This is a genomic window from Psychrobacter sp. AOP7-A1-24 (genome assembly GCF_052376235.1).
Taxonomy (GTDB): Bacteria; Pseudomonadota; Gammaproteobacteria; order Pseudomonadales; family Moraxellaceae; genus Psychrobacter.
The window spans coordinates 105,605-132,094 of record NZ_JBQSVM010000003.1 but is presented as its reverse complement, the minus strand read 5'-3'; the positions used below and the strand labels follow the sequence as shown (position 1 = coordinate 132,094).

Genomic DNA, 26,490 nt, shown 5'->3' with positions numbered 1-26,490 from the left:
TTATGCGCTTTCAGTACTAGGCTGACGGCGGCGGCGCTTCGATGGTACAGGGCCTTTATTATCAGTTACTTTCACAACAGACATCTGATCATTCGTATCTTGCTTCGCTTTAGCAGCCTTCGCAGCAGTTGCTTTTACCGATTTTTTGGCTCTCGCAGGTGCAATGGTTTTTGTCGCGGCTTTGCTATCTACTGCCTTGCTACCTACTGCCTTTACATCTTTAGTATTGCTTTTATCAGTCGATTCAACTGCAGGTTTAGGCACTTTTTTCGTATACTTCGCTGCTGGCTTTGCTTTGTCATTACTGCCCTTCGCATCGTTACTACTTTGTACTTCGACACTGCTTGTACCATCTACAGTAGGCTGACGACGGCGACGCTTATGCGGAATCGGCTCATTATTCATACTGACTAGCGCAGGTGATCTTGCAATCGAGCGAGCTGGTCTAGCTGATACCTGAACTTCTGGCTGGTTAGTATTAGATGACTGAACGTTATTTGAGCGTTCAGACTTAACCATTTGCTTTGGTGCATCTTGATTGGTTGATGCTTGCTTTCGTACAGGTGCTTTGCTGCGTTTCGACGTATCGTCAGCTGATAGTTGCTTCTGTAAAGGTGGCACAACGTTCTCATGCTCTATAACAAATAGGGGCTTAGGCTTTGCCTGTTGACTTGCTGATTGCTTGTTATTAGCGAGAGACAACTGCTGTAACTGAGCAAGCTCGTTATTATCTTGCTCTACTTGCTGCACGTTGTGTCTTGCGCTGTCATTACGGCCAGTTTTAGATTGGTTTGCAGCACGGCGACGACGGGCTGGTACATTTGACGAATCGTTTACCATTGTTTGATCATTTCTACCTTTTTCAGCACGGACATCGGCTTTATTCTGCTTTGTACTGTTCTGATTAGGTGTTGCGTTATCAGTAGTCTGTGTTTTTGATTCCTGACGATTACGTCCGCGACCACGTTGCCCTTTTTTATAAGCACCTCGGCGAATATTTTCGTCAAAATCATCAACTGCTTGCTGCTGCTCTTGTTCAGACAAAGTTTGGTACGTTTGCCACCAGTCGCCCATATCGTTGGTTGACTCTGATAGCGGATGCTCTGCATCACCACATTGCTCACGCAATAATAAAAAGTCAAAGCCAGCACGGAAACGTGGATGCTCAGACAGCTGAACGATTTGTTTACTACGCGGGGCGGCAAGTTTTGGCTGCAATATCCAAATGTCACGGATAAACTGCTCAGCAAATTTCGGAATAGCGGTTTTAATACGTTGACGGTCAATGACTTTCCCAGCCGCATGCATTTGCGCTTCGGCAAACGGCATATTGCGCTTTTTAGCTTTTGCCAATTGATGTAGGTAATTTTCCCACAGTAAGGCAGCATAGAAAAATGCAGGATTGATACTTTTGCCCGCTGCAATACGCTTATCAGTGTTAATGGCTACTTGATTCACTAAAGCACTTGGCTCAGATGGTGGATAGATAATAAGGCTATCAATCGCACCTGATTCAAACAATAATGGCAATAGTGGTACTAGATAGCCGCCGGTAAACATCTTTTGCGTTTCATCATAGAGACGATGCGGTGATATTTGCTCAAGCAGCGACCAGTTTCCGTCATTAAATTGCGCGGACAACGCTTCATCAAACTCAAAGCCTAGCTTGGCTTTGAAACGTAAGGCACGTAGCAAGCGCACAGGATCTTCTTCGATACGTACTGGCGCATTGCCCAATAGACGAATGATTCTGTTGTCAATATCATCAAGCGCACCGCAGAAATCATGAACGATGCCTTTAAGCGGTTGATAATACAATGCATTGATAGAAAAGTCGCGACGGGAGAAATCTTGCTGAATATCGCCCCAAACATTGTCGCGCAAAATCATACCGTCTTGGTTGGTATTGGCAGCACTGGTTGGTGGTCCACGGAAAGTAGCAACTTCGATCAGCTCGCGACCTGAGTATACATGTGCTAGCTGAAAGCGACGACCGATAATGCGGCAGCGTTTACCAAAGACGTCTTTAATCTCATGCGGCTTGGCATCAGTGACAGCGTCAAAGTCTTTCGGGCGCAGACCTAATAAAGTATCGCGCACACCACCACCGACGATATACGCATCAAACCCAGCACGGGTCAATGTGGCAATCACTTCAGTAATGGAATTGGGTAATTCAGATTTGTTCAGTTCTAACTGCTTGGCGGCACGCTCGGCCATGCATCTACTCCTCGCCGGTATTCTTTAACTACCCCTGAATAACACAGCGTTTATCAGGCGGATGTACCCTCTAGTTTAACAAATTTTGGACCTACTGGGGGTGTTATGACATTTACTTACATGCTATTTTGTCAATATTGGGGTTTATTAATGCAAAACACCCTCATTAATCGCGAACGCTTAAACGTCTTTGGTTTTTCTCGACTGTTTTTGGACCGATACCTTTTACCTTTGCTAACTCGCCCACTGTCTTAAAATCGCCAAACATATCACGATATAAGATTATTGCCTGCGCTTTACTACTGCCGATACCATCTAACGAAACCAGCTCACCTTCACTGGCTCGATTGATATTGATGACTTTCTGCTCACGCGCTTGCATGACAGCTTTTTCTTTTGCGATTAAATACTCATAGGCACGTTTAGGGTCGTCAAAACAAGGATCTGCATTCGCATTACTGAGTGTGACCACAGACAATAGGAGACTAAAAGCTATGGTCGTTAGTAAACTGGCAAATGAAAATTTACGATGAGCGTTCATGTTGTTTCGCCGCTTCCCACAGTGCATCCATTTCAATTATATCGCTGTCTTCTAGTCGCTTGCCAGCAACAGCTAACTGTTCTTCAATGTAGCCAAAGCGGGACTTAAACTTGTGCACGCAGGTTAAGGTAGCCGCTTCTGCATCAAGATTTAGTTTACGTGCAACGTTTACGAGTGCAAACATACAGTCGCCTAATTCTTTTTCGACCTCTCTGATATTGGCTTTGACCTCGGCTGTAGATTTGTCTGTTAGCTCATGCTTTAGCTCAGCAATCTCTTCGTCTAGCTTATCTACGGCACCTGCAATACCTTCCCAATCAAAACCCAACTTTGACGCTTGCTTTTGTACATCTTGCGCCTGCATCAAGGCACTACCCGCTTTAACCTGATCTAAGCGACGTTTTGATTTACCACGTGCTTCGCGTGCCTGCTGCTCCTCAACCTTGATTTCATCCCAGCGTACTTTTACCGCTGCATCATCTTTGAGCGTTTCGGCTTCAAATACATGTGGATGACGGCGAACTAGCTTCTCCTGTAAGGTTGTAATGACATCACTTATATCAAAGCGCCCTTGCTCAGCATACATCTGACAATGAAACACCACTTGTAGTAGCACATCACCAAGCTCACCTTTGATATCTTCATTATCGTCGCTTTGTACCGCTTCGCCTAGCTCATAAGCCTCTTCAATGGCATAAGGAATGAGGCTATGATTGCTTTGCTTCTTATCCCATGGACAATCAACTCGTAGCCGCGCCATCAATGCTAAAAGATCATCAAGCTGGCCTGTGGCTTCTGGTGTTCCTTGTACGGGCTTAAGTACGGTCGTGGTGTTGTCTGAAATACTCATAAGGACTGCTCTTGTCGTTTTATGTGTTGTTTGCTGACTTGTCTCATAGTTAGTGTATCATTGAACACAGCTTGGCTTATAATTGTGCTACTGACATCTTCACTTTACCACTGCTCATGCGCGAGGAACTTTATTATTATGTCCACTTCTGTGACCACCAGCTACCAACCAGCCGCGACATTCAACCCTATTACTATCAGCTCATTTAAAGCTTATGACATTCGCGGTGAGCTTGGGGTCAATCTCGATGAAGAGATTGCCTATCGTATCGGGCGCGCGTTCGCACAGATTTTATCTCAGCGTTATCAGGCAGCGGCTCAGTCTCAAGCCAATGATATGGCAACTCTAAAACCTGCTATCGTTATCGGTAGTGATATTCGCCACTCTAGTGAGCAGTTAAAACAGGCGGCTATCGCAGGTATGATGGATGCAGGCATCGATGCGATCGACTTGGGTATGAGTGGTACTGAAGAGGTGTATTTTGCTACCAGTCACTATCAGGCATTGGGCGGTATCGAAGTCACTGCCAGTCACAACCCTATCAACTATAATGGCCTAAAATTGGTCAAAGAGCATTCAAAACCAATCAGTGCTGATGACGGTCTGGCAGAGATTCAAGCATTGGCAGAATCTGGGAAGTTCACTACGGATAATCAATCAGGCAAATTGCAATTATTGACTGATAAAGACGCATATATTGACCATATCATGACCTTTATTGATACCAATAAACTGCAACCGCTCAAACTAGTCATCAATTCAGGCAATGGTAGCGCAGGTCCTGTGGTCGATTTATTAATCGATAAGCTAGCACAAGCAGATGCACCGATTGAAGTAATTAAACTGCATCATACTCCGGATGGCAGCTTCCCTAACGGCATCCCCAACCCAATGATAGAAGCCAATAGAGTGGCTACTCAGCAAGCCGTTTTGGACAACAATGCTGATCTTGGCATCGCCTTTGATGGTGACTTCGATCGCTGCTTCTTATTTGATGAGCAAGGTGAGTTTATCGATGGTAGCTACATCGTTGGCATGCTCGCACAAGCTTTTTTAAATAAATATCCAAGCGAATCAATCGTCTATGATCCACGAGTGATTTATAACACCGAAGCAGTGATAGAAGAACATAACGGCAAAGCTGTTATCAGTAAATCTGGACACTCATTTATCAAGCAAGTCATGCGGGACTCAGGTGCAGTATATGGTGGTGAAATGTCTGCCCATCACTATTTCCGAGACTTCTTCTATTGCGATAGTGGCATGATTCCATGGTTATTGACCATTGAGCTGTTGTCTATCACGGGTAAAACCTTATCAGAATTGGTCACAGGCTATATTGCCTCCTATCCTAGCTCAGGTGAGCTAAACTTTCACCTCACCACTCACGATGCATCAACAATTATTAGCGTGATTGAAGCTAAATTCAGTAACGAGCAACCAGTTAAATCAACCCTCGATGGTTTGAGTTTGAACTTTGGAGAATGGCGCTTTAACCTACGCGCATCGAATACCGAGCCACTTATTAGATTGAATATCGAAAGTCGCGGTGATCAATCGTTACTGGCTACTAAAACTCAAGAAATTCAGCAATGGCTAGCAACTCAAGGTGCCGTACCAGCATAAAGTAATTAACCCAGTAAAAATAATTCTGATTGTCAGTCAAAAGAGGCTCGTTAATATTATTAACGAGCCTTTTTCATCAAAAATACTTTAAGGAAACTTATTTAGTACGACCAATACCCATGTAGTCACCTACTAAGCTATTAATTTGCGTTCGAGTAAGTGCGTTTTGCGCATCGAATACTGGCATGGCCTGCTGATTAATTTTGGCAATATCTAACTGATCTCGCGGTGACCAGCTAATAATAAAAATAGCCTGAGTATCATGAAGCTTTTGGTAAGGATCTACAACTAACTCAAGCAACGGTTGTTGCTGATACAGCTCAGCCAGTTCGTGCTGTGCCTTATCACTATAAATCAGTGTGCGAATACTATAAGACCACAGTAATGCTAATAGCGGATGGATAGCTGAGCCAGCAGTACGTCCTGAGCCTGATTTATAACTACCGCCCCAAACCATCACGGTTTTGTTATCGATAAACCCATCAAAATACTGCCAAAACTTACGGAATATCAGCTCTTTTTGATCTTCATTAATATGTACAATAGATTGTAATAAAGGCGTATCCAAACTGTGTGTATGGCTTGATTGTTGCAATTTAGCCAGCTCAGTGGGCAAAGTATTACCACCGAAGCCCCACCCTGCTTGTAGATAACTACTGCCTACCCGCTCATCCAATCCCATGATACGACTGACTTGACTGATATCGACATTTTGACTATCAGCCAAACGTGACATTTCATTCATAAAGCTTACCCTGGTCGCTAGCATCGCCATGATACTACTGCGGGCAAACTCTATCGTTGCGATATCAGCATGATGAGTGGCGCGTGCATGCTGCATTAAAGGCTTTAACACATTTAAATATTGGCTACTACTTGCTGTTTTTTCACCTAATAACCATAACGAAGGGTTTAGCATTGAGCTATAAGCATCACCATCTTGTAAGAATACAAAGGGCACATAATAGACCCAAGCACGCTGTAAACGCTGAGCCAGCTCCGATACATGACCTAACTGCTCAATACCACTCATAATCATCGGTAACGCCTGCTGATGACTTTGATTAAAAGCGGTAATCCAACTCTCTTCCCCCCATGCCAGCTTAATACTGTCTAAAAACAACCAGTAAAGCGTCACCGTACTTTGAGCATCAGTTTTGTTATGACCAGCTACTTCATAGCCTTTTATTAGCATGTCGGCTCTAACTGGTAACTCCTTACTGATAATAACCTGCTGCTGCTCATACATTTGCCATAGAGCTTGCAGATGATACTCAAAACCATATTGCTGTATTTGCTGCGTCAGTAGCGGCCTGTCTGCATAAAGATGCACACACTGACCAAGACTTGCTAGCACCACTGCACTGGTAATCGCCTCTATACTGTGACCAATAAGCACACAAACTGTGGAATCAGTTAATTGGTTTGGTTCAGACTTATCATTATATTTATTCATATGGCTACCATCTGAAGCAGTTTCCATGAGCGTCTTTCCTATATTATTGACGTATCAATACTACTAAGACAGCTGTTTAATACGCTGTAGTAATTGATCAGTAGACGTATCGAATAGACCTTGAGAATCTTTCTGGATATGCTGCATAGCATGGTGTACCGAGTCTGCCATTTGCTTGCCCATCTCGACGCCCCATTGATCAAACGGATTGATATCCCAAATGCTGGCCATGACATAGACCTTATGCTCGTAGAGCGCTATCAATGCGCCTAAGCTATGCGGCGTCAGCTCATCAATCAATAATGTGGTTGACGGTTGGTTACCACGGTAGTACTTATATTTGTCTGCTTCGGACACTGTCTGTAGATCGACCAGATCTGTCACAGCAGCATTACCAAATGCTAGCACTCGACTTTGCGCTAAACAATTTGCTAAAGATAATTCGTGCTGTTGTTGCAATGAGGAATTTCGCGCCTCATCACCGTAGCGACGTACACAGGCGATAAAGTCACAGGAGACCTGCTGCGTGCCTTGATGTAGCAGCTGATAGAATGCATGCTGTGCATTTGAGCCTATTTCACCCCATAAAATTGGGCAAGTATCATAGTCAATACGATCCCCATTTCGAGTAACGGACTTACCATTACTTTCCATCTCTAGCTGGGTAAGATAGCTAGGTAGATAGCCCAATCGACCATCATAAGGCAATACAGTGTGCGCATTTACTTGTAAAAAAGTACTGTTCCACACAGCTAATAAGCCTAGCAGTACGGGTAAGTTATCAGCAAAGTCAGCCTGTGCAAAATGCTCATCCATACTATGAGCACCAGCTAATAATTCTTTAAAACCAGGCATACCGATACGAATTGCAATGGCAAGGCCAATTGCCGACCATAGAGAAAAGCGACCGCCGACCCATTCCCAAAGCTGCAACTGATGCTCAGGATGAATTCCCCAAGCACTCATTTTCACACTATTGGCTGAGATGCCGATAAAGTGTCGACGCAACACACTATCTTCTGTACCTGCGCGAAGTTTTGCCGTTGCAAGTAGCCAAGATAATGCCGTCTTAGCATTTGATAAAGTATCAACTGTCCCGAATGATTTGGAAGAGATAATAAATAGTGTGGTCTCAGGGTTTAAATGCTTAAGCAAATTATCAAGCTGCGTACCGTCCATATTGGAGACAAAATGCACCTCAATATCGGTATCTGCCCATTCATCAAGCGCTGTAGTTGCCATTAGCGGGCCAAGATCAGAACCCCCAACCCCAATATTGACAACATCTGTAATTGCATTGCCCGAAAACCCACGCCAAGTGCCGTTGCGCACGCGCTCTGAGAGACGTGCTACTTGTGCCAAACTATGATGTACATCAGCGACGATATTTTGTCCATCGACTTGTAATGTTGCTGTCTCTGGCAATCGTAATGCTGTGTGCAATGCTGCTCGCTGCTCGCTGGTATTTACCATCGCCCCTTGTAGTAACGAATCAATACGAGCATCTAGCTCACAACTATCGGCCAAACTCAGTAAATTAGACAATACTGTCTGGTCGATACGCTGCTTACTAAAGTCCATATACAATGCGCCAGCCTGCACACTGAAATGCTTAGCGCGTTTATCATCTTGCGTAAATAGCTGTGCAAGCGACCACGGGTGCTTTGCAAGCGTCTGTAGCTGCTGCCAGTATTTAGAATGTCGAGCACTACTATATGCTTTGTCGCTTTTTATCTCTTTCATCAGCTATTCATCATTTGCTAATTGCTGCTTGGCAAAGTAAATAAACGCCTGCATATACGAGCGCATATCACCTGTATCGTAGCTATCACCACGCATGGTCGTGACATGGACACCATATTCACTAATGAGCGCATCAATCGCATCTGTCAGCTGAATCTCACCGCCAACTGAAGCTTTAGTATTGGCTAAGTAATCAAAGATATGGTTGCTAAATACATAGCGTCCTACTACAGCCAGATTGGAAGGAGTATCGGCTAAGTTTGGCTTTTCTACAAAACCAGCCACTTTAAAGCTAGCATTAATATTTATTTCTTCATTAATATCATTAGTATCACTGAGCTTTTCATCTAGTCGAGCGATACCATACTTATGTACGTCTTCATCCGCTACTTGATCAACCAATATCTGTGAGTGACCATCTTTAGCAAAGGCATCTAGCATAAAGGCCAAATTATCAGCAGACATATTAGTGGTAAATGGATCAAGTACGACATCGGGCAGCAATACGGCAAAGTCATGCTCACCGATGATTGGACGCGCTGCTAGTACCGCATGACCCAAACCTAACGCTTTACCTTGGCGTATCATCGATACCGTTACATCTTCTGGCAACCAATTTAAGCTATCAGCCAGCTCATCTTTGCCTTTATGACGTAATTGATTGTCCAATTCAACATTGATATCGAAGTAGTTTTCAATCGCGCTTTTTTGCGCATGACCGACCAAGACAATATGCTTGATACCGGCAGCGATAGCCTCTTCGACCACGTAATGAATGGCAGGGCGATTGCCAAGCGGCAACAACTCTTTTGGTACAGACTTAGACAGCGGCAACATACGAGTACCAAAGCCTGCGACAGGAATAACGGCGTGAGTGAGTTTTTTCATAAGTGTATAGACTATTATTTTGATTAAAAAAGTAAATAAAGATGGTACTGAAAGTTACGAGACATTAAAGCATGATGCTACACTATTCAAGTATATGGTACTAATATTCGAATATTCGGTTTGTTTTTCTGAATATGCTTTAATATCCTACAAGTCAGCTTATAAGTTATAAAAGCTTGTTAATTTTTATATAAGGCTCATAAGTAGACTTTCGACCCATAAAAGCAGAAATAATTAATCCTACTGTAAAATAAGAAGTTGTACTAGTCCGAAACTATTAGACAAATGTAAACTTTGACAAAAGCGTATACGTAGTGACCTAAAATCTTACTGTTACACACGCTACTATACTTTTGCGGTGTATATTAACAGCCACCCTTTCCGTGTATTATTTAATAGATCTATGAAATTTACCTCTTATACAAAGCCATTATTGTTAGGCTACTATAAACACTATCGCTACCCTAAACAGCGCTTGGCACTAGTGGTTGGTATGCTGCCATGGAAGAATATTGTCAGCGAATGGGTACTAGAGTCATCCCATATACAAATTCAACGTCACTTTGATAAGCAGTATTTTAATATTTGGCTCAAACTTTTCATCACAAAGGTCAATCCAGTTATCTATATTTGGGGCTATAAAGCACCTCAATACTTTATTGAATATGTACGAGAGCAAAATTTAGATATTTTTTTCTTAGAAGATGGTTTTATCCGCTCAGGTCCTGAAGATGATAGTAGCGAGCCACCGTTATCTATCGTAATGGATAGTCAAGCGCCATATTTTGATACTACTCGCCCAAACGATTTGACCGACTTGATTGCTAGCTTTGCCTTTGAGCAGAATGGCTATGATGAGACGTTGGCACAGGAGATGCTTGATTATTACGTGTCACACAGAGTAAGCAAATACAATCATCAGCCGTATGTGAACGTTGTTCCTATATACGGTATCAAGAGTAAAAAACGTATTTTAGTATTAGGACAAGTGCCGCATGATGATTCATTGAAATATGGTGGCGGTGAGGGTATTACCTTACTCGATGTGGTTAATCAAGCAATCGAAGAAAATCCTGATACACAAATTATTGTCAAACCACACCCTATGACACTCGATGACCTTTCTACCATCAACACTCTTACTGATCTAGATTGCCTTATACTCACTCAATCTATTCATTTAGTCGATGCATTGGAAACTATCGATCATGTCTATACGATTACATCGTTAGGTGGATTTGAGGCTTTACTGAGAGGCAAAAAGGTCACCGTATTAGGGCAACCCTTTTATAAAGACCTATGTATTAGTGATGAAAACTCAAACACACCATCACTTTCTCAGTTATTTTATATCTGCTATTATAATTTGAATTTATAAACTACAATAGCTAAAGAAGATATAACTCAATTGTAAATACTCCATTTTTACCACTACCATTACGTAGGTTATAATAATTATGTTTAAGGCTTCAGAAAACAATAATAGAAATAGGCTATATATTAGAGACAGGCAGATCGTAGTCGAATCAGAAAGCAGAAATGAAAAATTAATTGCTATTTTGCGAGAAACTCCTAACTTTTCAACTACATTCTTTAGGAATCAAAAAGGAGCTTTTATACTTCCAATTGAAAAACTTAATTTGAGAAGCTATAGACAAGGAACTTTTGATCTTTACTGGAAAAATGAAGATAGATTAAGTAGAGTCAAATTAGAAGAAATTGATAGCTCAAAAGCAATAACTGAAAACCTTGAAGTCATTCCTTATGCAACTCTAGGCGGAGCAGCTTCCTTATCATTCATACAGAAATCATATGATAAACCTCTTTCAATAACTATATTTTCTAGACAAATAAACGCATCGGGGGGCAAAACATCTGCCCTTTTCCAGCTTTCTGATGTATTAGTTAAGGCAGGGTTTGAAGTTACTATTTGCGCAATGTGGTTAGTACCCGATGGTCCGATATTCAGTTGTCCTGACGGCGTTAAACTTGATTATATTGAATCATATATGGAAAACCCACATGAATTTAAAAAATTCGACTTAACTCAAGGAAAAATCTCTGCTGAACAAAGTACGCTAACAAAATTTCGTAAATATCTAGCTAGCCTTAAAAGCGACTTTGCCTATCTTCCAAACTATGATGGAGAGATTTATACCTTTTTTAAAGAAAATTTAGCTCGATCTGTATGTTACATATTGGGTGATCACAATCCTGTACGTTATGATCAAAGCTTAAAGAATGGAGAAATACCTAGCACCACTGATAATGCAAAAAGCTTTATCGAGGCTATAAGACTATGTGATGCTATACATTTGGTTAACCCCTCCTTAGTTGAAGTGTTTAGTAAGGCTACATCAGTACAAATTATACCTATTCCTAACTCCATTCCACAAAAACGTAAAGCTTCATTTTTAAGAAAAAAGAAAATCATAGCTGCTGGGAGGATGGATACAGTAAAAAAACATGACGAATTAATTGAAGCGTTTAAAATTGCTTCTGAACGCATTTCTGGTTGGAGCCTTGATATTTACGGTGGTGGTAATGGTCCTGAACGTAATAAAATACTAGAGTTAGCTTCATCTCTAACTAATGTCAACGTGATGTATCCAGTAAAAGATTTAGATGCGCGAATGAGAGAGAGCGCAATCCATGCTACAACCTCAATTAACGAGTCGTTTGGATTAACCATTGCTGAAGCAATGGATATCGGTATTCCAGTAATAGCACGCAAGCATGCAGGCTCGGCGTTCTTACTTAGTGATGGCCGTGGTATGATTTGTGGTTCTAGTATTGAAGAGTTCGCGGAATCACTCGAACACATGATGCGCACTATTGATGCTGACGATCCAGATGGGGAGATTCAATTAATGACAGAAAATGCCAAAGAGTTTGTAAAATCAGTCTATCCAGAGGAAGTTCAAACTCTATGGCGTACCCATCTCAACCTTGCCTATGATCTTAAAAGATTGCGAACAGTTTAGTTATTCTTTAAATCTAATTCATTTAATATTATAAATAGGACTTAATTGATTCCTCTAAACTTCTAGAAAAATCAGCTGATATATCATATGCATGAAACAATTGCTTAGCTGCACTATATCTCTTCGTTTGTATGCCGTTGCTTAATAGTAGATCAAGCTGACTTATTAGATCAGTTATATTGTTGACGAATACATCAGGAAAGGTACTAGAAAAATCATAAGCGAAACCACGCTCATCATCTCGATAATGCTCAAAGTCCTTAGCAAAGCCTACAATGGGTCTATCGAGTAATAGATAATCAATCCATATACTAGAAAAGTCTACAATCAATGCATCAACATACTGCAAGACTAAATTAGATTCAGTAAACTCATCTTGACCTAACCAAACTATATTGCTAAGCGATTCAAAGAGTTCTGGTGGATGTTTTAAGTCATAAGGATGTGGTCGAACACCGAGTAATGCATTACTAGCAAGCATGTACTCATTCAGACACTCCCATTCAGAATTAGAAATCTGCTCAAGATGAGAGTCACAATGCTCTCTAAAGGTAGGTGCATACAGAACTAGCTTTTTGTTAGTTTTTATTTGCTCCAACTGTTTTTTTTGCGCGTTTAGAAATGCATCTAAAGGATATGTTGACTTGAGCAGATCATACCTTGGCAGACCTGTAATCTCAATAATACTTTCATCAACCATAAATGACTTTGAAAGGTACTGTTTATCCCTCTGACTTGATGCTGTCATCAAATCATATAATGCAGCATTTTTTTCTATTAAAGTGAGCTTTTCAGGTGCAACATCAATCATCTGACTTTCAATATTCTTAAAAGCTACACCATGCCATAAACCAATTATAACTCGCTTTTTATTTTTAACAGATATATGAGCATCTCTAGGCACATGAGAAAAAAACATTACACCACTTGTAAAAAGGTGGTAAAAACTCAACCATGAGTTACTTTTTAAAACTTTCATACCTTGTGCTTTAATCGCTAACTCTAAATCGGCTGGCATAGATCCATCTTTATAGATATAGACACTGTGCTCTTTATTAGTTAACAACACATCAGCACATACACGCAAATTGCCTGAAAATTCTGTATTTTTCTTTACAACCAGAATGACTTTACGACTAAATTTTGGAAAAAAAGAATCGTATTTTGCAAAAAAATTAGCTTTCTTTTCTCGGCTACCTAATCTACGCATTAAATACTTTGATAACACTGCATTATTCCTTTAACCAATTCACTAAAGACCTAGGTTTGTCGGTAATAATACCTGTGACCCCTAGACTCTTCATTCTATTCCAGTCAGATTTGGAATTTGCTGTCCAAACGTAGGAATCGATACCCGAAGCATCGAGTATTTGAATATCATTCTTAGTAATCCAGTTTTTTTCAAATATAATCGCATCAATCCCCAATGATATACAACTATCTAGCGGCAATAAGCAACGATGCATAATCAAACCAGTTTTTATATTTGGATCTTGTCGTCTAGACTCCATTATATAACGATAATCAAATGAAGTAATGCTAGCTATAGTTAGCAAATTATAATCATGAATCATCCTATGAATCGCTAGAATAGTATCAGCCATACTAAAGGTTAACTCTAGGCTTGGATCAGATTTAACCTCTATCTGGATTTTGTGATTCGATTTGCAGGTTTTATACAAATCAAAGACTTGCTTAAGCAAAGGAAATTTACTGACATTGTTGCCATTTTCTTCAATACATGCATCTAATATCTGATGATAGTCAAACTGGTGAAACCATTTATTATCTTGATTGAATGTTGCATACATATCATGAGCCACAAATAACTGTTTATCTTTACTAACCACGACATCTAACTCTACTCCATCAAATTCAGGTTCGGTGAAGACTGAATTGAAACCTTGTAAAGTATTTTCATCATGGGCAGCTTTATTACCTCTATGACCAATTACTTGAATAGAATCCATAGTTAGACTACCTGTTTTGACTACTAAGCTTTTATTATAAACACACACAGCCTAGAGGATACGCGTTATCGACTGTGCTTTGATCACTAATTATTAAGCTATCATAGTAAACTTAAAGCCAATATTAAGCCTCAGTTATCTTTTTTGTTAATCTATGGCTAGTATGTTTCTATATAAAATATCGAGATTTTGATCGATATACTCTTTAGGACTAAAATCTACTACAGTAGTAGGATTCTTTGCAAAATTAACCATAGAGTCGCTCACGCTTTTTTCATTTAAGTCAGTGACTATACCACCATGAGGAGTAATTAAATCTCTAACTACTGGAATATTACTACCTATACATGGGATACTCAGAGTCATTGCCTCTAGGTAAACCAGACCTTGCCCTTCATATTCAGAAACTAGTATCAAACAATCGCTATGTGCAATAATGGGATATGGGTTGTTAATATGACCATGAAATATAACGCGGTTTTCAATTCCTAACAAATGGCAGAGATTTTTAAGCTTTGACTCCATTGGGCCAGAGCCAATAATAGATAAGCTGGCATTGATACCTTCATCAACAACCTTCTTGAAAGCATTAAGCAATAACGTATGACCTTTTTCTGGAGATAACCTTGCTACACAAACAAATTTTATGACATCTTTTTCCATATTTAGCATAAAAGCTGTCGGTGACATTATAGATAAAGGCGCATCTGCTCCTTGTAGGATCTCTTCTACAGATAATAGATTTGGCAAGTAGTAAAATGTGTTGTCTCTAGCATATTCACTTAAGTTTACTTTATTTAGTTCTAAGAGCTCTAATGAAACGCTGACAAGCTTGTTAAAATCTTTATATTTCTGAAAAACACCATGTAGTGAGCTATGCCCCCTAGCAGTATTTTGTGCTTCAGCGAGCATATCACTATGCTGAAATATAATTTTGTTTTTCGCAGAAATAGATGTAATACAACTAGTCCAATATACAGAATAACCGGTATAATCAATTGCATGGTCAAATGTAAATTTACCAATCAACCTGCGCATCTCCCTATCAAAAGCAATGTTCACCTGATATTCTTCAGCACCGCTGACTTTCTTACCGCTTGACAATTTTTGATAGGCATTCTTTTGTGTTTCACTAAAATTTTTCGGTGCAATAGTTAGTATTTTCTTTGCTTTATCATTTAAGTGATTAAGGTTAACTTGCTTTTCAAAATGAGTATCAACTAATTTCGCATTGATCAATAAAAATATATTGAATTTTTCATAATCAATATTATTCAATAAGTTTGATAGAGATTTTGTGATACCGCTAGAGTTTAGGCCCCCAACAGATATTAAAACATTTTCTTTATTTGAAAGATGGCTATAAGTATTTAACTCTCTAGAAAGTATTTTTTCAATTACTCTTTCACTAGATTTTCCATCTTCAAATGGTAACAAACTATTTCGGATATTTTGATAACTTTCAAAACTTGAGGGAATCTTAGCATCTTCTATACAGAGAGCAAGCTCTTCTATATTTTTTGCTATATTCACGGGTAAATCGTAGGGGCTCAAATATAAGCCTCTATGTAACATATATTCTTCAATATCTGGAACATACAGAACAACTGGTCTATTAAGACATAAGAAGTCTAAATAGATACTTGAATAGTCACTGATTACCAAATCACAAACAGATAATATTTCATTGATATCTACATTAGAAGGAACTTCTTTTATGTTTAGCTTTGATAAACTGCTGCCTAATGATTTCTTTGTTAGATGATGCAAAGAAACTAAAATCTCATATTCTTCACTGTATGTACTTTCTAAATAATCTATTAATTCAATTTGTATATCTATATCATTCGATACTTCGCCGATCTTTCCTCTCCAAGTTGGAGCGTATAATATAACCTTACGATCTAAAGAAATATCCAGTTGACTTTTAATACGATCTACATCTGCATTTAACATTAAATCTATACGAGGAGAACCTATTTCTTTGGTTGCACTTAATGATAGATAGGCACCATATGATTTTACGACCTTATCTGTAAAAAACTGACTAGATGATACAATTAAGTCAGATATATTGAAATTCCTTTGAGTATTGTAAACAGATTCTAGGTTTGGGTTGGCATCATAACCTAATGTTTTCATAGGAATACCATGCCATGTGCTCACAACATATTGTTCAGGTTTTGGGCTGAAATATGGTGAAAAATTTGAATTTGATATTAATATCTCAGCTCTCATAAGAGCAGAAGCATACTCTACACTGCCATATTCTACGAAACTAACTTTTTTGTCTTCTATCAATTCATTCGGTATATCGATACCTTTTTCTTTAACCCAAATGTAACTATAATTATCGAAATTACTAGAAGCTTTCATAGCCTTATAAATAGCATATGGATGACAACCTATTTTTCTTCCCCAAAAGCTATCAAAAAGAACCAAATCTTTTTGAACGTTACCTTGAGTATGATTTTCTAAATAGTACCTGTAACCACTAGCTACAGGCTTCTTAACAACCTTCTGGGGAATTTTCTTTATACTTTTAGTTTTCGAAGGTTTTTGGACACTACTCTTTCTTACAACTTCCTGATTTGTTAAAATATTAGCTATTTTCCTTAGCTGTATACTACGTTTTTCGTATGAATCTTTAAAAAATACTTTAGGGTTATTTTTTAACTTTAACAGCTTGGACATAGCTTTACCTTTGGAAAAATATTATGTAAATGTATTAAAAATTATATCTTATCAGCTTTACTTATTTGATAACATTTCTTTAACTTGTGTAGTAGATATATCAGGCGTTCTAGGCAAATACAATACCTTACAATAATCTTTGAGAAAATCAAACTCGCCTTCCCAGTCATCACCTATCACAAAAATATCAATGTCGTGATTTTTCACATCATCAATTTTCTGCTCCCAATCTGTTTCAGGAATTACATTATCTACATATCGAATAGCTCTTAAGATATGTACTCGTTCCTCGTAAGTATAAGCACAGATTTTGCCTTTGCCTAGATTAAACTGGTCAGTTGATACTGCTACCGTTAAATGATCGCCTAACGATCTAGAACGCTCTAAAAGTCGAATATGCCCATGATGTAAAAGATCAAAAGTACCATACGTTAAAACTTTAATCATTCCTAAGAAACCTTAATATCTGAGTTTAAAGCTAAAAACTACTTAAAAGAAGTACTATAAGAAATAGAATAATAATTACAATTAAATAGCTTTTTATAAAACAAAAAACACCCCATTGTAGGGGTGTTTTTATAATATTTCAATGTAGTTTTAGTAGTTTAGCTGTAGACTAATGTCTGTTTTACCAACCAGTAACTTCTTGTAGTTTGTCACCAAGTTTAGATGGGTCACGTGTGTACGCGATACCAGCATCTTCAAACGCTTTGAATTTCTCTTCAGCAGTACCTTGACCACCAGAGATGATAGCGCCAGCATGACCCATACGCTTACCTTCTGGAGCAGTAACACCAGCGATATAACCAACAACTGGCTTAGTTACATGGTCTTTGATGTAAGCAGCAGCTTCTTCTTCAGCAGTACCACCGATTTCACCGATCAAGATGATAGCTTCAGTTTGTGGATCAGCTTCAAATAGCTTCAATGCGTCAATCTGGTTCATACCAGGGATAGGATCACCACCGATACCGATACACGTTGACTGACCAAAACCAAGCTTAGTAGTTTGAGCTACAGCTTCATAAGTCAACGTACCAGAGCGTGAAATGATACCCACTTTACCTGGCTGATGGATATGGCCTGGCATGATGCCAATTTTACATTCACCTGGCGTGATAACGCCTGGGCAGTTAGGACCAACCAAACGCACATCGCCAGCTTCTTCAAGATAGCGTTTTGCTTTTAGCATATCGATAGTCGGTACGCCTTCAGTGATCACTACGATCAGTTTAACGCCAGCATCGATTGCTTCAACGATAGAATCTAGTACAAATGGTGCAGGTACATAGATAACAGAAGCGTCCGCTTGAGTCGCTTCCATAGCCTCGCTCATAGTATTAAATACTGGTAGGCCTAGGTGAGTTTGACCGCCTTTACCTGGCGTTACACCACCAACAACTTTTGTACCGTATTCGATCGCTTGCTCAGAATGGAACGTACCATTTTTACCAGTGAAACCTTGTACCAATACTTTGGTATCTTTATCGATTAATACACTCATTATTTATTCCTTGTATTCGGTTGTCTTGTAATAGTGGGTTCTATAACTGTTATTAACAAATTCTAATAATCTGTCTGTGCTACAAAACCACTATTACGAGTTGACTACTATGCTTAAACGCTTATATTTAAAGGGCGATGCCTTAAATCTATTAAGCTTTTACAGCATCGACAATTTTTTGAGCCGCATTTGAAAGGCCTTGAGCTGAAATCAATTTCAGACCAGACTCTTCTAAAATTTGTGCGCCTTTCTCAGCGTTGTTACCTTCTAAGCGAACAACTACTGGTACTTGTACGTCAACTTCTTTGATAGCAGCGATAATAGCTTCTGCAATCATGTCACAACGTACGATACCGCCGAAGATGTTGATTAGAACACCTTCAACGCTGCTGTCTTCTAGGATAATTTTGAACGCTTCAACAACGCGATCTTTAGTTGCACCGCCGCCAACGTCTAGGAAGTTAGCAGGTTTACCACCATATAGTTTGATGATGTCCATGGTCGCCATTGCAAGACCAGCACCGTTAACCATACAACCGATGTTACCTTCTAGCGCAACATAGTTTAGGTCAAATTCAGCCGCTTTAAGCTCACGCTCGTTTTCTTGAGTCTTGTCTTGTAGTGCTGCGATTTTTGGCAGACGATACAGAGCGTTTGAATCGATACCGATTTTGCCGTCAACACAAACGATTTCGCCATTTTCACGAACGGCCAATGGGTTGATTTCCATTAGGGCAAAATCGTTTTCAACGAATGCTTTATAAGCGCCAGTCATCAATTTAACGAATTGATTGATTTGCTTGCCTTCTAGACCAAGTTTGAACGCAACGTCGCGCGCTTGGAAAGGCATCAAACCAACTAAAGGATCAACATTTACTTTAAAGATTTTTTCTGGCGTGCTGTGTGCTACTTCTTCGATATCTACACCACCTTCGGTAGATGCCATGAAAGTGACACGACGAGTTGCACGATCAACGACTGCGCCAAGATATAGCTCAGTTTGTACTGGGTACATGTCTTCTGCAACCAATACGAAGTTTACTGGCTGGCCATCAGCATCAGTTTGGAACGTTACTAGGTTAGTACCGATCAGCTCTTCAGCAACTTGCTTAGCTTCTTCACGAGTTTTAACCAGCTTTACACCACCGGCTTTACCGCGACCACCAGCATGTACTTGCGCTTTAATTACCGCAATGTCAGTTGGGGTTTTATCAAAAGCTGCAGCAGCTTCTTCGCCGTTATGAGCAATGATGCCTTCTTGAATTGGCAAACCGTAGCTTTTTAATAGCTCTTTTGCTTGATACTCATGTAAATTCATTGATTGTATCCTTTATTTTTTACAATTAATAAAAAGTGAAATCAAGTGCGCACATATACATATTAATCATACGTCTGACGCACTCATGATTGTGGCATCACCAAAATAGCGACACCCCAATCAGGTTGTAAATCGATAACAACTAAATTAGCAACGACTTATTTCTTACGCTTTTTACGCTGGATAGCGTGAATAGCACGGCCATCTGCAGACAAAGCAGCTTCATGTACTGCTTCTGAAATAGTTGGGTGAGCAAACGTCATCAACTGCAAGTCTTCGACACTAGAGACAAACTCCATCGCGATCATACCTTGATGGACAATATCACCAGCACCAGCAGAGATAGCGTGCATACCTAACAGACGATCTGTTTTAGCATCAGCAACGACTTTCACAGAACCTTGTGCTTCACTCTGTGCCAATGCACGGCCGTTAGCAGCTAAGTTGAAAGAACCTGTTTTAACTTCATAGCCAGCTTCTTCAGCTTCTTGCTCAGTCAAACCTACCCATGCGATTTCTGGGTGAGTATAAATGACATTGATGATGGTATCATAGTTAACTTGAGGTTTTTCGCCGTGAATACGCTCAACAGCCATCATGCCCTCTTCCATCGCTTTATGCGCAAGCATAGGACCACGGACCAAATCACCGATAGCATAAACGCCATCAAGATTGGTTTTACATTGATCATTGACATCGATAAGGCCACGTTCAGTCAACGTGATACCGCTGTCTTCGCCAAGTAGCTTCTCAGAATAAGCACGGCGGCCAACACAAACGATTAGCTTATCAAAGCTCTCTTCACTCGACTCGCCTTTGTTTTCGCTAGTGACGACAACTTGGTCACCTTGAACTTCAGCGTTGGTTACTTTGGTATCGACACGGATATCAAGACCTTGCTTCTTCAGCATTTTGCCAGCTTCTTTTGAAATATCTTTGTCAGCAGCAGCTAGGAAACTAGGAAGCGCTTCATACACAACTACTTCTGCACCCAAGCGACGCCATACTGAACCAAGCTCAAGACCGATAACGCCAGCACCGATAACGCCTAGACGCTTAGGTACTTCAGTGAAATCAAGTGCACCAGTTGAATCAACAATGCGATCACCGTCAGTTTTGGCAACAGGAATCTCGATAGGCACTGAACCTGCCGCAAGAATGACATTCTTAGCAGTAATGGTCGTTTCGCTTTCGTCTTCTAACGCAGTAAATTTGACTTTTTTGTCAGCGCCCTTACCGTCAACTAGAGTACCCCAGCCTTGTAGCCAGTCAACACCATTGCCTTTTAGCAATGCTGCAACGCCGCCAGTTAGCTGCTTGACAATACCTTCTTTGCGAGCAATCATTTGCTCGATGTCGATAGCAACGTCACCAGTACTGATACCGTGCTCGTTAAGGTCATGCTTAGTCGCTTCATAACGATGTGAGCTATCAAGTAGGGCTTTTGATGGGATACAACCAACGTTTAAGCAAGTACCGCCAAGTGCTGGCTCGCCTTTATAAACGCGCTTTTCAATACAAGCAACACTCATACCGAGCTGGCCTGCACGAATAGCTGCTTCGTAACCACCAGGACCGCCGCCAATGACGACTAAATCATAATTGTCTTTCATAGTACGTTCCTATTTTTAATTGTCTGTGTCATTTAAATTGGTTGTTATTTCGCTGTTAGACCAGCGGCATCTACACCGAACAGTTAATACACTGTATCAGTGACGAAGACTTCATTATCGATAATCGATAGCAAGTCACCATTATTAAATTCATTTAAATACAGTTATCAGCGCACTAGGTAATCGCTGATTAGTAAAAATCATTATCTATACCAAAGTTAAAAAGCTTGTATCAGCGGTTGCCAATACAAGCTTAGAAGCTTACAGGTCTAGTAGTAGCATTGCTGGGTCTTCGACCAATTCTTTGATAGTTACTAAGAATTGTACTGCTTCTTTGCCATCGATCATACGATGGTCGTAAGATAGCGCTAGGTACATCATTGGTAAGATTTCAACTTTACCATCGACAGCCATTGGGCGATCATTGATAGCGTGCATACCTAGAATAGCAGTTTGTGGTGGGTTCAAGATAGGTGTTGACATCAATGAACCAAATACACCACCATTAGAAATAGTGAACGTACCGCCAGTCATGTCTTCGAGACCAAGTTTACCTTGCTGTGCTTTGCTACCAAACTCACGGATAGTGCCTTCAACATCAGCCATACTCATGCGATCAGTATCACGTAGTACTGGAACAACCAAGCCGCGATCTGAAGATACTGCTACACCAATATCATAAAAACCATGATAAACAATGTCATCGCCATCTAGAGAAGCGTTCACTGCTGGGAAACGTTTCAATGCTTCTGTTGCTGCTTTTACGAACAACGACATAAAGCCTAAACGTACGCCATGACGTTTTTCAAACTTCTCTTTGTACTTAGCGCGCATGTCCATCAATGGCTTCATGTTCACTTCGTTAAACGTCGTCAACATCGCTGTGTCTTGTGATGCTGATAATAGACGCTCAGCAACACGCTTACGAAGACGAGTCATTGGAACACGTTTTTCAGTACGCTCACCCATTGATTCAGCAACAGGACGACCACTGTCAGACTTGATGCTGCTGTCTGATTTCAATGTTGGGTTAGCCATATCAGTTTTGGTTACACGACCGCCGCGGCCACTACCTTCAACTTCTTTAGGATCTACACCTGACTCTTTTGCTGCTTTACGAACGGCTGGGCTTTGATCTTTATGATCAGCTTCGCCTTTCTTATCTGTTGCTTGAACAGGTTCACCACCATCAGCAGCTTGTTTTTCTTGAGCTGGCGCAGCTGATTGATCTGAATCTGCTGCTGGCGCTTCTTCTGCGCTAGCGTCAGCACTTGCACCAGCTTCAAATTCAGCAATCAGTTCGTCAGACAATACAGTATCGTCAACTTGCTTTACGATTTTGGTCAATACACCATCATCAGGTGCGACAACTTCTAATACAACTTTATCAGTTTCAATTTCAGCCAATAGGTCATCACGATTAACTTGTTGACCTTCAGCAACATGCCACTCAACGATTGTGCCATCGGCAACCGATTCTGGAAAAACGGGGGCTTTGATATCAGCCATCGATATACTCCTTAGATTTGGATATTCATACTTATTATTAAGTCGTGATAGACAGTCGGTAATATTCTAATAACTTCGCTTATATTTTATTAAAAAACACTGACTGTCATCGCCTGATTCATTTATCTTCTATAAAATTTTGATTAGATAAAGTATTACTGAGCTAGTTCATCAACACTTATGCCAAGACCACCAGCAATGAGTGCTTGCTGTTGTTGAGCGTGCAGTTTTGGTGATCCTGTTGCAGGTGCCGCACTAGGTGGACGTGCAACTGGCTCCATGACTTTTGCTTTGGTTGGATGCGGTACAACAATACGGAACATGTGCGGTGCCAAGTAATACCAAGCACCTTGGTTCAATGGCTCTTCTTGCGTCCATACGATTTCCGTTAGATTGCTGTATTTCTCGATTTCAGCGATTAAGCGCTTCTCTGGCAATGGATACAACTGTTCAATACGAACAATAGCCACATGCTCAAGACCTAATGCACGGCGCTGCTCAAGCAAATCGTAATAAACCTTGCCACCACATACCACCATACGAGTTATTTTATCAGCGTTGTGATCGTCCATCTCTGAAATTACGGTTTCAAACTTACCATTGGCAAGCTCTTCCAGATTTGAAGTTGCTAATTTATGACGTAACAAGCTCTTCGGTGACATAACGATCAATGGCTTACGAATAGGGCGTATCGCTTGACGACGTAAGGCATGATAGATTTGCGCTGGAGTCGTTGGCGTGATCACCTGCATATTGTCTTCAGCACATAGCTGTAAGAAACGCTCTAGACGTGCAGAAGAATGCTCAGGGCCCTGACCTTCGAAACCATGCGGTAACAACATAGTCAAACCACAAACACGTTGCCATTTGGTCTCGCCGCTTGAGATAAACTGGTCAATAACAACCTGAGCACCGTTAACGAAATCACCAAACTGTGCTTCCCAAACGATCAATGCATTCGGTACTGTGGTTGCATAGCCATATTCAAAGGCTAACACTGCCTCTTCTGATAGTAGCGAATTATAAGTCGCAAAGCGCGCTTGTTTCTCGCTCATGTGAGCTAACGGCACATACATACTGCCATCGTTTACGTTGTAGATTTCACTATGACGATGCGAGAAAGTACCACGGCCAACATCTTCACCAGTAATACGTACTAATACGTCGTCGTTATCAACTAGTGACGCATAAGCCAATGTCTCAGCTGCACCCCAGTTGAGCGGTTCTTCACCAGTCTGCATCGCTAAACGCTGGTCTACTACTTTTTGAACCTGACGCTGTAGCTTATAGCCTTCTGGCATTTCAGCCATACGGCGTCCATAACCTTTGAGCTTCTCAATATCAACACTGGTATCCCACTCATCAACCAAGTCATGACCTAGATAAGGTTTCCAATCTACAAACAACTGCTCGTTGGGCTCTTTAACCAGTGAACTAACAACATAATCACCACGGTCTAACGACTCACGATAATCATCTTCGTATTGTTTTTCTTCTTCCGAGTTCAAGATACCTTCTGCAATAAGTTTCTTTGCATAAAGGGTGCGGGTGGTAGGAAGTTTTTTGATAATTGCATACATCAATGGCTGAGTTGCAGAAGGCTCATCGGCTTCGTTATGACCATTACGGCGATAACAGAACAAGTCAATAATGATGTCTTTATCAAATTTATGGCGATAATCTAATGCTAACTGAGCAGCGAATACCACCGCTTCAGGATCATCACCGTTCACATGTAGGATAGGAGCATGAACCATCTTAGCAACGTCAGTACAGTATTCAGTTGAACGAACATCTTCTTGACGGCTAGTCGTAAAGCCAACTTGGTTATTGATCACGACATGCACAGTACCACCAGTGGTGTAAGCACGTGTTTGTGACATCTGGAAAGTTTCTTGAACCACGCCTTGACCAGCAAAAGCGGCATCACCATGGATAACGATAGGAAGTACTGAGTTGCCACCAGTGTTATCTAATGAAGGTTGATCATTGCGGCGTACTTGACGAGCACGTACTGAACCTTGTAGTACCGGCGCGACAATCTCAAGATGCGATGGGTTAAATGCTAAAGCCAAATGCGCTTCGCCGCCTGGTGTCATCACATTAGATGAGAAACCATTGTGGTATTTAACATCACCTGAGCCTTTTTCTGGCTGTACTTTGCCATCAAACTCATCAAATAAGTCTGCAGGGTTTTTACCCAAAATATTAACCAGTAGGTTCAAGCGTCCACGGTGCGCCATACCGATGACCATCTCTTTTGTACCATAACCGCCAGCACGTTGGATGATTTCATTGATAGCCGGAATGAAGCTTTCACCACCTTCCAAACCAAAACGCTTTACGCCCGTGTATTTACGAGCAAGGTATTTCTCTAAACCTTCAGCAGCAGTTAATCGCTCAAGAATAGATAGACGCTTTTCTTTATCAAATTTGATATAGCCTAGATTGGTCTCTAAGTATTCTTCCATCCAGCGCTTTTCTGTACTGGTGGTAACGTGCATGTACTCGACACCAATGTGACCGCAGTAAACACGCTCCATGATCTCAATAATTTCACGCAATGTTGCTTCATCTTTACCGATAACTAAATCATTGGTTGGGAATACAGTATCGAGATCAGCTTCTGACAAGTTGTGATAAGCAAGCGTCAAATCTTCTACTTCTGCACGTGGATGCAGATCTAAAGGATCAAGCTTAGCACGGCGATGACCGCGACGACGGTATGCTGAAATTAGCTGCTGCACACCCATTTGCTTAGGGTCGCAATCGACGGAACCGCTATTGGTGTTGTTATCAGTACCACTACTCTTATTTGCCGTTTGATTACGAGCAAGTAGCAAGAATTGATCTTTGATAGCATTATGCTGAGCATCGTTTTGAGACTTGTACTGTTCAAAGTACGTTTGCCAGTCAGTATCGACACTATCAGGGTCTGTGAGGTATTGCTCGTAGAGAGCTTCTATATAGATGGCGTTATCTGCAGCCAGTTCGGTATGTGCTTGGTCGGATTTTTCTTTGGTTATACTATTCATAATAATCGTCTATTTGATAGATAAATGAATGGAATCGTGCTTATTATTGTGTCAGTCGTTGTATGCTCAGGCAGTTAGACAATGTGTCATATCCTGTTAAATACTATTCGATAAAACACTTCTATCCTTAAGTATTGCCATTACCATAAAATACTACTGTCATTGTCTACAAGAACAAGTGATGCTAAATAGTGGCAGCAAGTCTTATTGCAATACCCGTCAAGAAATAAAATTATTTGTGAACGCTCAGTTTTCTCATCTGGCTCGTTTCACAACATTAATTTATATATACTTCTTTGAGCCATAACCAACATATCTACTAATGTTAAGCTATTAATAAATAATTACATTTTCAGCTAACTTATAAATTGGCTATCATTACTAAACTGCTTTATAAGTCTTGATATTGGCTGATAAATCCAGCTTTTTCAGACAGACATACATTGCTGTATAGACTATCATGCCCTGTTTTTACGACATAGTTTGTTTGTTCAATACTAAGTATTTATGTAATGAATATCTACCATCAATTATAAACG

18 protein-coding genes are annotated in these 26,490 nt (G+C 40.4%); 3 read left to right on the top strand and 15 right to left on the bottom strand.

The features are described from left to right. The 3 genes from pcnB to mazG form a co-directional block, all read right to left on the bottom strand. The gene (gene pcnB / locus ACT3QQ_RS02360) at positions 1 to 2,220 is read right to left on the bottom strand and encodes a polynucleotide adenylyltransferase PcnB (protein ID WP_444526760.1); all 2,220 of its coding nucleotides are present in this window, start codon (positions 2,218 to 2,220) and stop codon (positions 1 to 3) included. A gap of 166 nt (positions 2,221 to 2,386) precedes the next feature. Continuing rightward, complete coding sequence (locus ACT3QQ_RS02355) at positions 2,387 to 2,761, bottom strand: ComEA family DNA-binding protein (RefSeq protein ID WP_444526759.1); 375 nt, start codon at positions 2,759 to 2,761, stop codon at positions 2,387 to 2,389. Beyond that, positions 2,745 to 3,611 (bottom strand): nucleoside triphosphate pyrophosphohydrolase, encoded by an 867-nt coding sequence (mazG, locus tag ACT3QQ_RS02350; protein ID WP_444526758.1) that lies wholly within the window; start codon positions 3,609 to 3,611, stop codon positions 2,745 to 2,747. Before mazG ends, ACT3QQ_RS02355 begins: the two co-directional genes overlap by 17 nt. Positions 3,612 to 3,749: 138 nt before the next feature. Between mazG and ACT3QQ_RS02345 the strand changes: the two genes are divergently transcribed. After that, entirely contained in the window at positions 3,750 to 5,237 is a 1,488-nt protein-coding gene (locus ACT3QQ_RS02345) for a phosphomannomutase CpsG (RefSeq protein ID WP_444526757.1), read from the top strand. 97 nt (positions 5,238 to 5,334) lie between these two features. Here ACT3QQ_RS02345 and ACT3QQ_RS02340 read toward each other — a convergent pair whose 3' ends face one another. From ACT3QQ_RS02340 to ACT3QQ_RS02330, 3 genes are read right to left on the bottom strand one after another with little or no spacing between them, the layout of a single operon-like run. Continuing rightward, the gene (locus ACT3QQ_RS02340) at positions 5,335 to 6,720 is read right to left on the bottom strand and encodes a UDP-glucose/GDP-mannose dehydrogenase family protein (RefSeq protein WP_444526756.1); all 1,386 of its coding nucleotides are present in this window, start codon (positions 6,718 to 6,720) and stop codon (positions 5,335 to 5,337) included. 36 nt (positions 6,721 to 6,756) lie between these two features. Continuing rightward, positions 6,757 to 8,436, bottom strand: a complete 1,680-nt coding sequence (gene pgi / locus ACT3QQ_RS02335) for a glucose-6-phosphate isomerase (RefSeq protein WP_444526755.1) — start codon at positions 8,434 to 8,436, stop codon at positions 6,757 to 6,759. Between the two features lie 3 nt (positions 8,437 to 8,439). Then, on the bottom strand, positions 8,440 to 9,324 hold the full coding sequence (locus ACT3QQ_RS02330; RefSeq protein ID WP_444526754.1) for a UTP--glucose-1-phosphate uridylyltransferase: 885 nt from the start codon (positions 9,322 to 9,324) through the stop codon (positions 8,440 to 8,442). Between the two features lie 403 nt (positions 9,325 to 9,727). On the opposite strand from ACT3QQ_RS02330, the gene ACT3QQ_RS02325 reads away from it, so the two are divergent. Then, the gene (locus ACT3QQ_RS02325) at positions 9,728 to 10,702 is read left to right on the top strand and encodes a capsular polysaccharide export protein, LipB/KpsS family (protein ID WP_444526753.1); all 975 of its coding nucleotides are present in this window, start codon (positions 9,728 to 9,730) and stop codon (positions 10,700 to 10,702) included. 79 nt (positions 10,703 to 10,781) lie between these two features. Beyond that, positions 10,782 to 12,308 carry a glycosyltransferase gene (locus tag ACT3QQ_RS02320; RefSeq protein WP_444526752.1) on the top strand — a complete coding sequence of 509 codons (1,527 nt, stop codon included), beginning with the start codon at positions 10,782 to 10,784 and terminating at the stop codon, positions 12,306 to 12,308. Between the two features lie 28 nt (positions 12,309 to 12,336). Here ACT3QQ_RS02320 and ACT3QQ_RS02315 read toward each other — a convergent pair whose 3' ends face one another. The 9 genes from ACT3QQ_RS02315 to ACT3QQ_RS02275 form a co-directional block, all read right to left on the bottom strand. Beyond that, entirely contained in the window at positions 12,337 to 13,536 is a 1,200-nt protein-coding gene (locus ACT3QQ_RS02315) for a CDP-glycerol glycerophosphotransferase family protein (RefSeq protein WP_444526751.1), read from the bottom strand. 4 nt (positions 13,537 to 13,540) lie between these two features. Beyond that, positions 13,541 to 14,278, bottom strand: coding sequence for a glycerophosphodiester phosphodiesterase (locus tag ACT3QQ_RS02310; RefSeq protein WP_444526750.1), 738 nt, complete (start codon positions 14,276 to 14,278; stop codon positions 13,541 to 13,543). A 147-nt stretch (positions 14,279 to 14,425) separates the two neighbouring features. Next, positions 14,426 to 16,972 carry a CDP-glycerol glycerophosphotransferase family protein gene (locus tag ACT3QQ_RS02305; protein ID WP_444526749.1) on the bottom strand — a complete coding sequence of 849 codons (2,547 nt, stop codon included), beginning with the start codon at positions 16,970 to 16,972 and terminating at the stop codon, positions 14,426 to 14,428. A 57-nt stretch (positions 16,973 to 17,029) separates the two neighbouring features. Beyond that, complete coding sequence (tagD, locus tag ACT3QQ_RS02300) at positions 17,030 to 17,419, bottom strand: glycerol-3-phosphate cytidylyltransferase (RefSeq protein WP_444526748.1); 390 nt, start codon at positions 17,417 to 17,419, stop codon at positions 17,030 to 17,032. A 181-nt stretch (positions 17,420 to 17,600) separates the two neighbouring features. After that, on the bottom strand, positions 17,601 to 18,476 hold the full coding sequence (sucD, locus tag ACT3QQ_RS02295) for a succinate--CoA ligase subunit alpha (RefSeq protein ID WP_444526747.1): 876 nt from the start codon (positions 18,474 to 18,476) through the stop codon (positions 17,601 to 17,603). 151 nt (positions 18,477 to 18,627) lie between these two features. Next, positions 18,628 to 19,794 (bottom strand): ADP-forming succinate--CoA ligase subunit beta, encoded by a 1,167-nt coding sequence (sucC, locus tag ACT3QQ_RS02290; protein WP_444523550.1) that lies wholly within the window; start codon positions 19,792 to 19,794, stop codon positions 18,628 to 18,630. Positions 19,795 to 19,952: 158 nt separating this feature from the next. Further along, entirely contained in the window at positions 19,953 to 21,407 is a 1,455-nt protein-coding gene (lpdA, locus tag ACT3QQ_RS02285) for a dihydrolipoyl dehydrogenase (protein ID WP_444526746.1), read from the bottom strand. A gap of 261 nt (positions 21,408 to 21,668) precedes the next feature. Further along, positions 21,669 to 22,916 (bottom strand): 2-oxoglutarate dehydrogenase complex dihydrolipoyllysine-residue succinyltransferase, encoded by a 1,248-nt coding sequence (odhB, locus tag ACT3QQ_RS02280; protein ID WP_444523552.1) that lies wholly within the window; start codon positions 22,914 to 22,916, stop codon positions 21,669 to 21,671. A gap of 155 nt (positions 22,917 to 23,071) precedes the next feature. Beyond that, the gene (locus ACT3QQ_RS02275) at positions 23,072 to 25,951 is read right to left on the bottom strand and encodes a 2-oxoglutarate dehydrogenase E1 component (protein WP_444526745.1); all 2,880 of its coding nucleotides are present in this window, start codon (positions 25,949 to 25,951) and stop codon (positions 23,072 to 23,074) included. Between the last annotated feature and the right edge of the window lie 539 nt (positions 25,952 to 26,490).

Coding starts and splice junctions, on each gene's coding strand:
- pcnB (WP_444526760.1), bottom strand. CDS start 2,220: ATGGCCGAGCGTGCCGCCAAGCAGTTAGAACTGAACAAATCTGAATTA.
- ACT3QQ_RS02355 (WP_444526759.1), bottom strand. CDS start 2,761: ATGAACGCTCATCGTAAATTTTCATTTGCCAGTTTACTAACGACCATA.
- mazG (WP_444526758.1), bottom strand. CDS start 3,611: ATGAGTATTTCAGACAACACCACGACCGTACTTAAGCCCGTACAAGGA.
- ACT3QQ_RS02345 (WP_444526757.1), top strand. CDS start 3,750: ATGTCCACTTCTGTGACCACCAGCTACCAACCAGCCGCGACATTCAAC.
- ACT3QQ_RS02340 (WP_444526756.1), bottom strand. CDS start 6,720: ATGGAAACTGCTTCAGATGGTAGCCATATGAATAAATATAATGATAAG.
- pgi (WP_444526755.1), bottom strand. CDS start 8,436: ATGAAAGAGATAAAAAGCGACAAAGCATATAGTAGTGCTCGACATTCT.
- ACT3QQ_RS02330 (WP_444526754.1), bottom strand. CDS start 9,324: ATGAAAAAACTCACTCACGCCGTTATTCCTGTCGCAGGCTTTGGTACT.
- ACT3QQ_RS02325 (WP_444526753.1), top strand. CDS start 9,728: ATGAAATTTACCTCTTATACAAAGCCATTATTGTTAGGCTACTATAAA.
- ACT3QQ_RS02320 (WP_444526752.1), top strand. CDS start 10,782: ATGTTTAAGGCTTCAGAAAACAATAATAGAAATAGGCTATATATTAGA.
- ACT3QQ_RS02310 (WP_444526750.1), bottom strand. CDS start 14,278: ATGGATTCTATTCAAGTAATTGGTCATAGAGGTAATAAAGCTGCCCAT.
- ACT3QQ_RS02305 (WP_444526749.1), bottom strand. CDS start 16,972: ATGTCCAAGCTGTTAAAGTTAAAAAATAACCCTAAAGTATTTTTTAAA.
- tagD (WP_444526748.1), bottom strand. CDS start 17,419: ATGATTAAAGTTTTAACGTATGGTACTTTTGATCTTTTACATCATGGG.
- sucD (WP_444526747.1), bottom strand. CDS start 18,476: ATGAGTGTATTAATCGATAAAGATACCAAAGTATTGGTACAAGGTTTC.
- sucC (WP_444523550.1), bottom strand. CDS start 19,794: ATGAATTTACATGAGTATCAAGCAAAAGAGCTATTAAAAAGCTACGGT.
- lpdA (WP_444526746.1), bottom strand. CDS start 21,407: ATGAAAGACAATTATGATTTAGTCGTCATTGGCGGCGGTCCTGGTGGT.
- odhB (WP_444523552.1), bottom strand. CDS start 22,916: ATGGCTGATATCAAAGCCCCCGTTTTTCCAGAATCGGTTGCCGATGGC.
- ACT3QQ_RS02275 (WP_444526745.1), bottom strand. CDS start 25,951: ATGAATAGTATAACCAAAGAAAAATCCGACCAAGCACATACCGAACTG.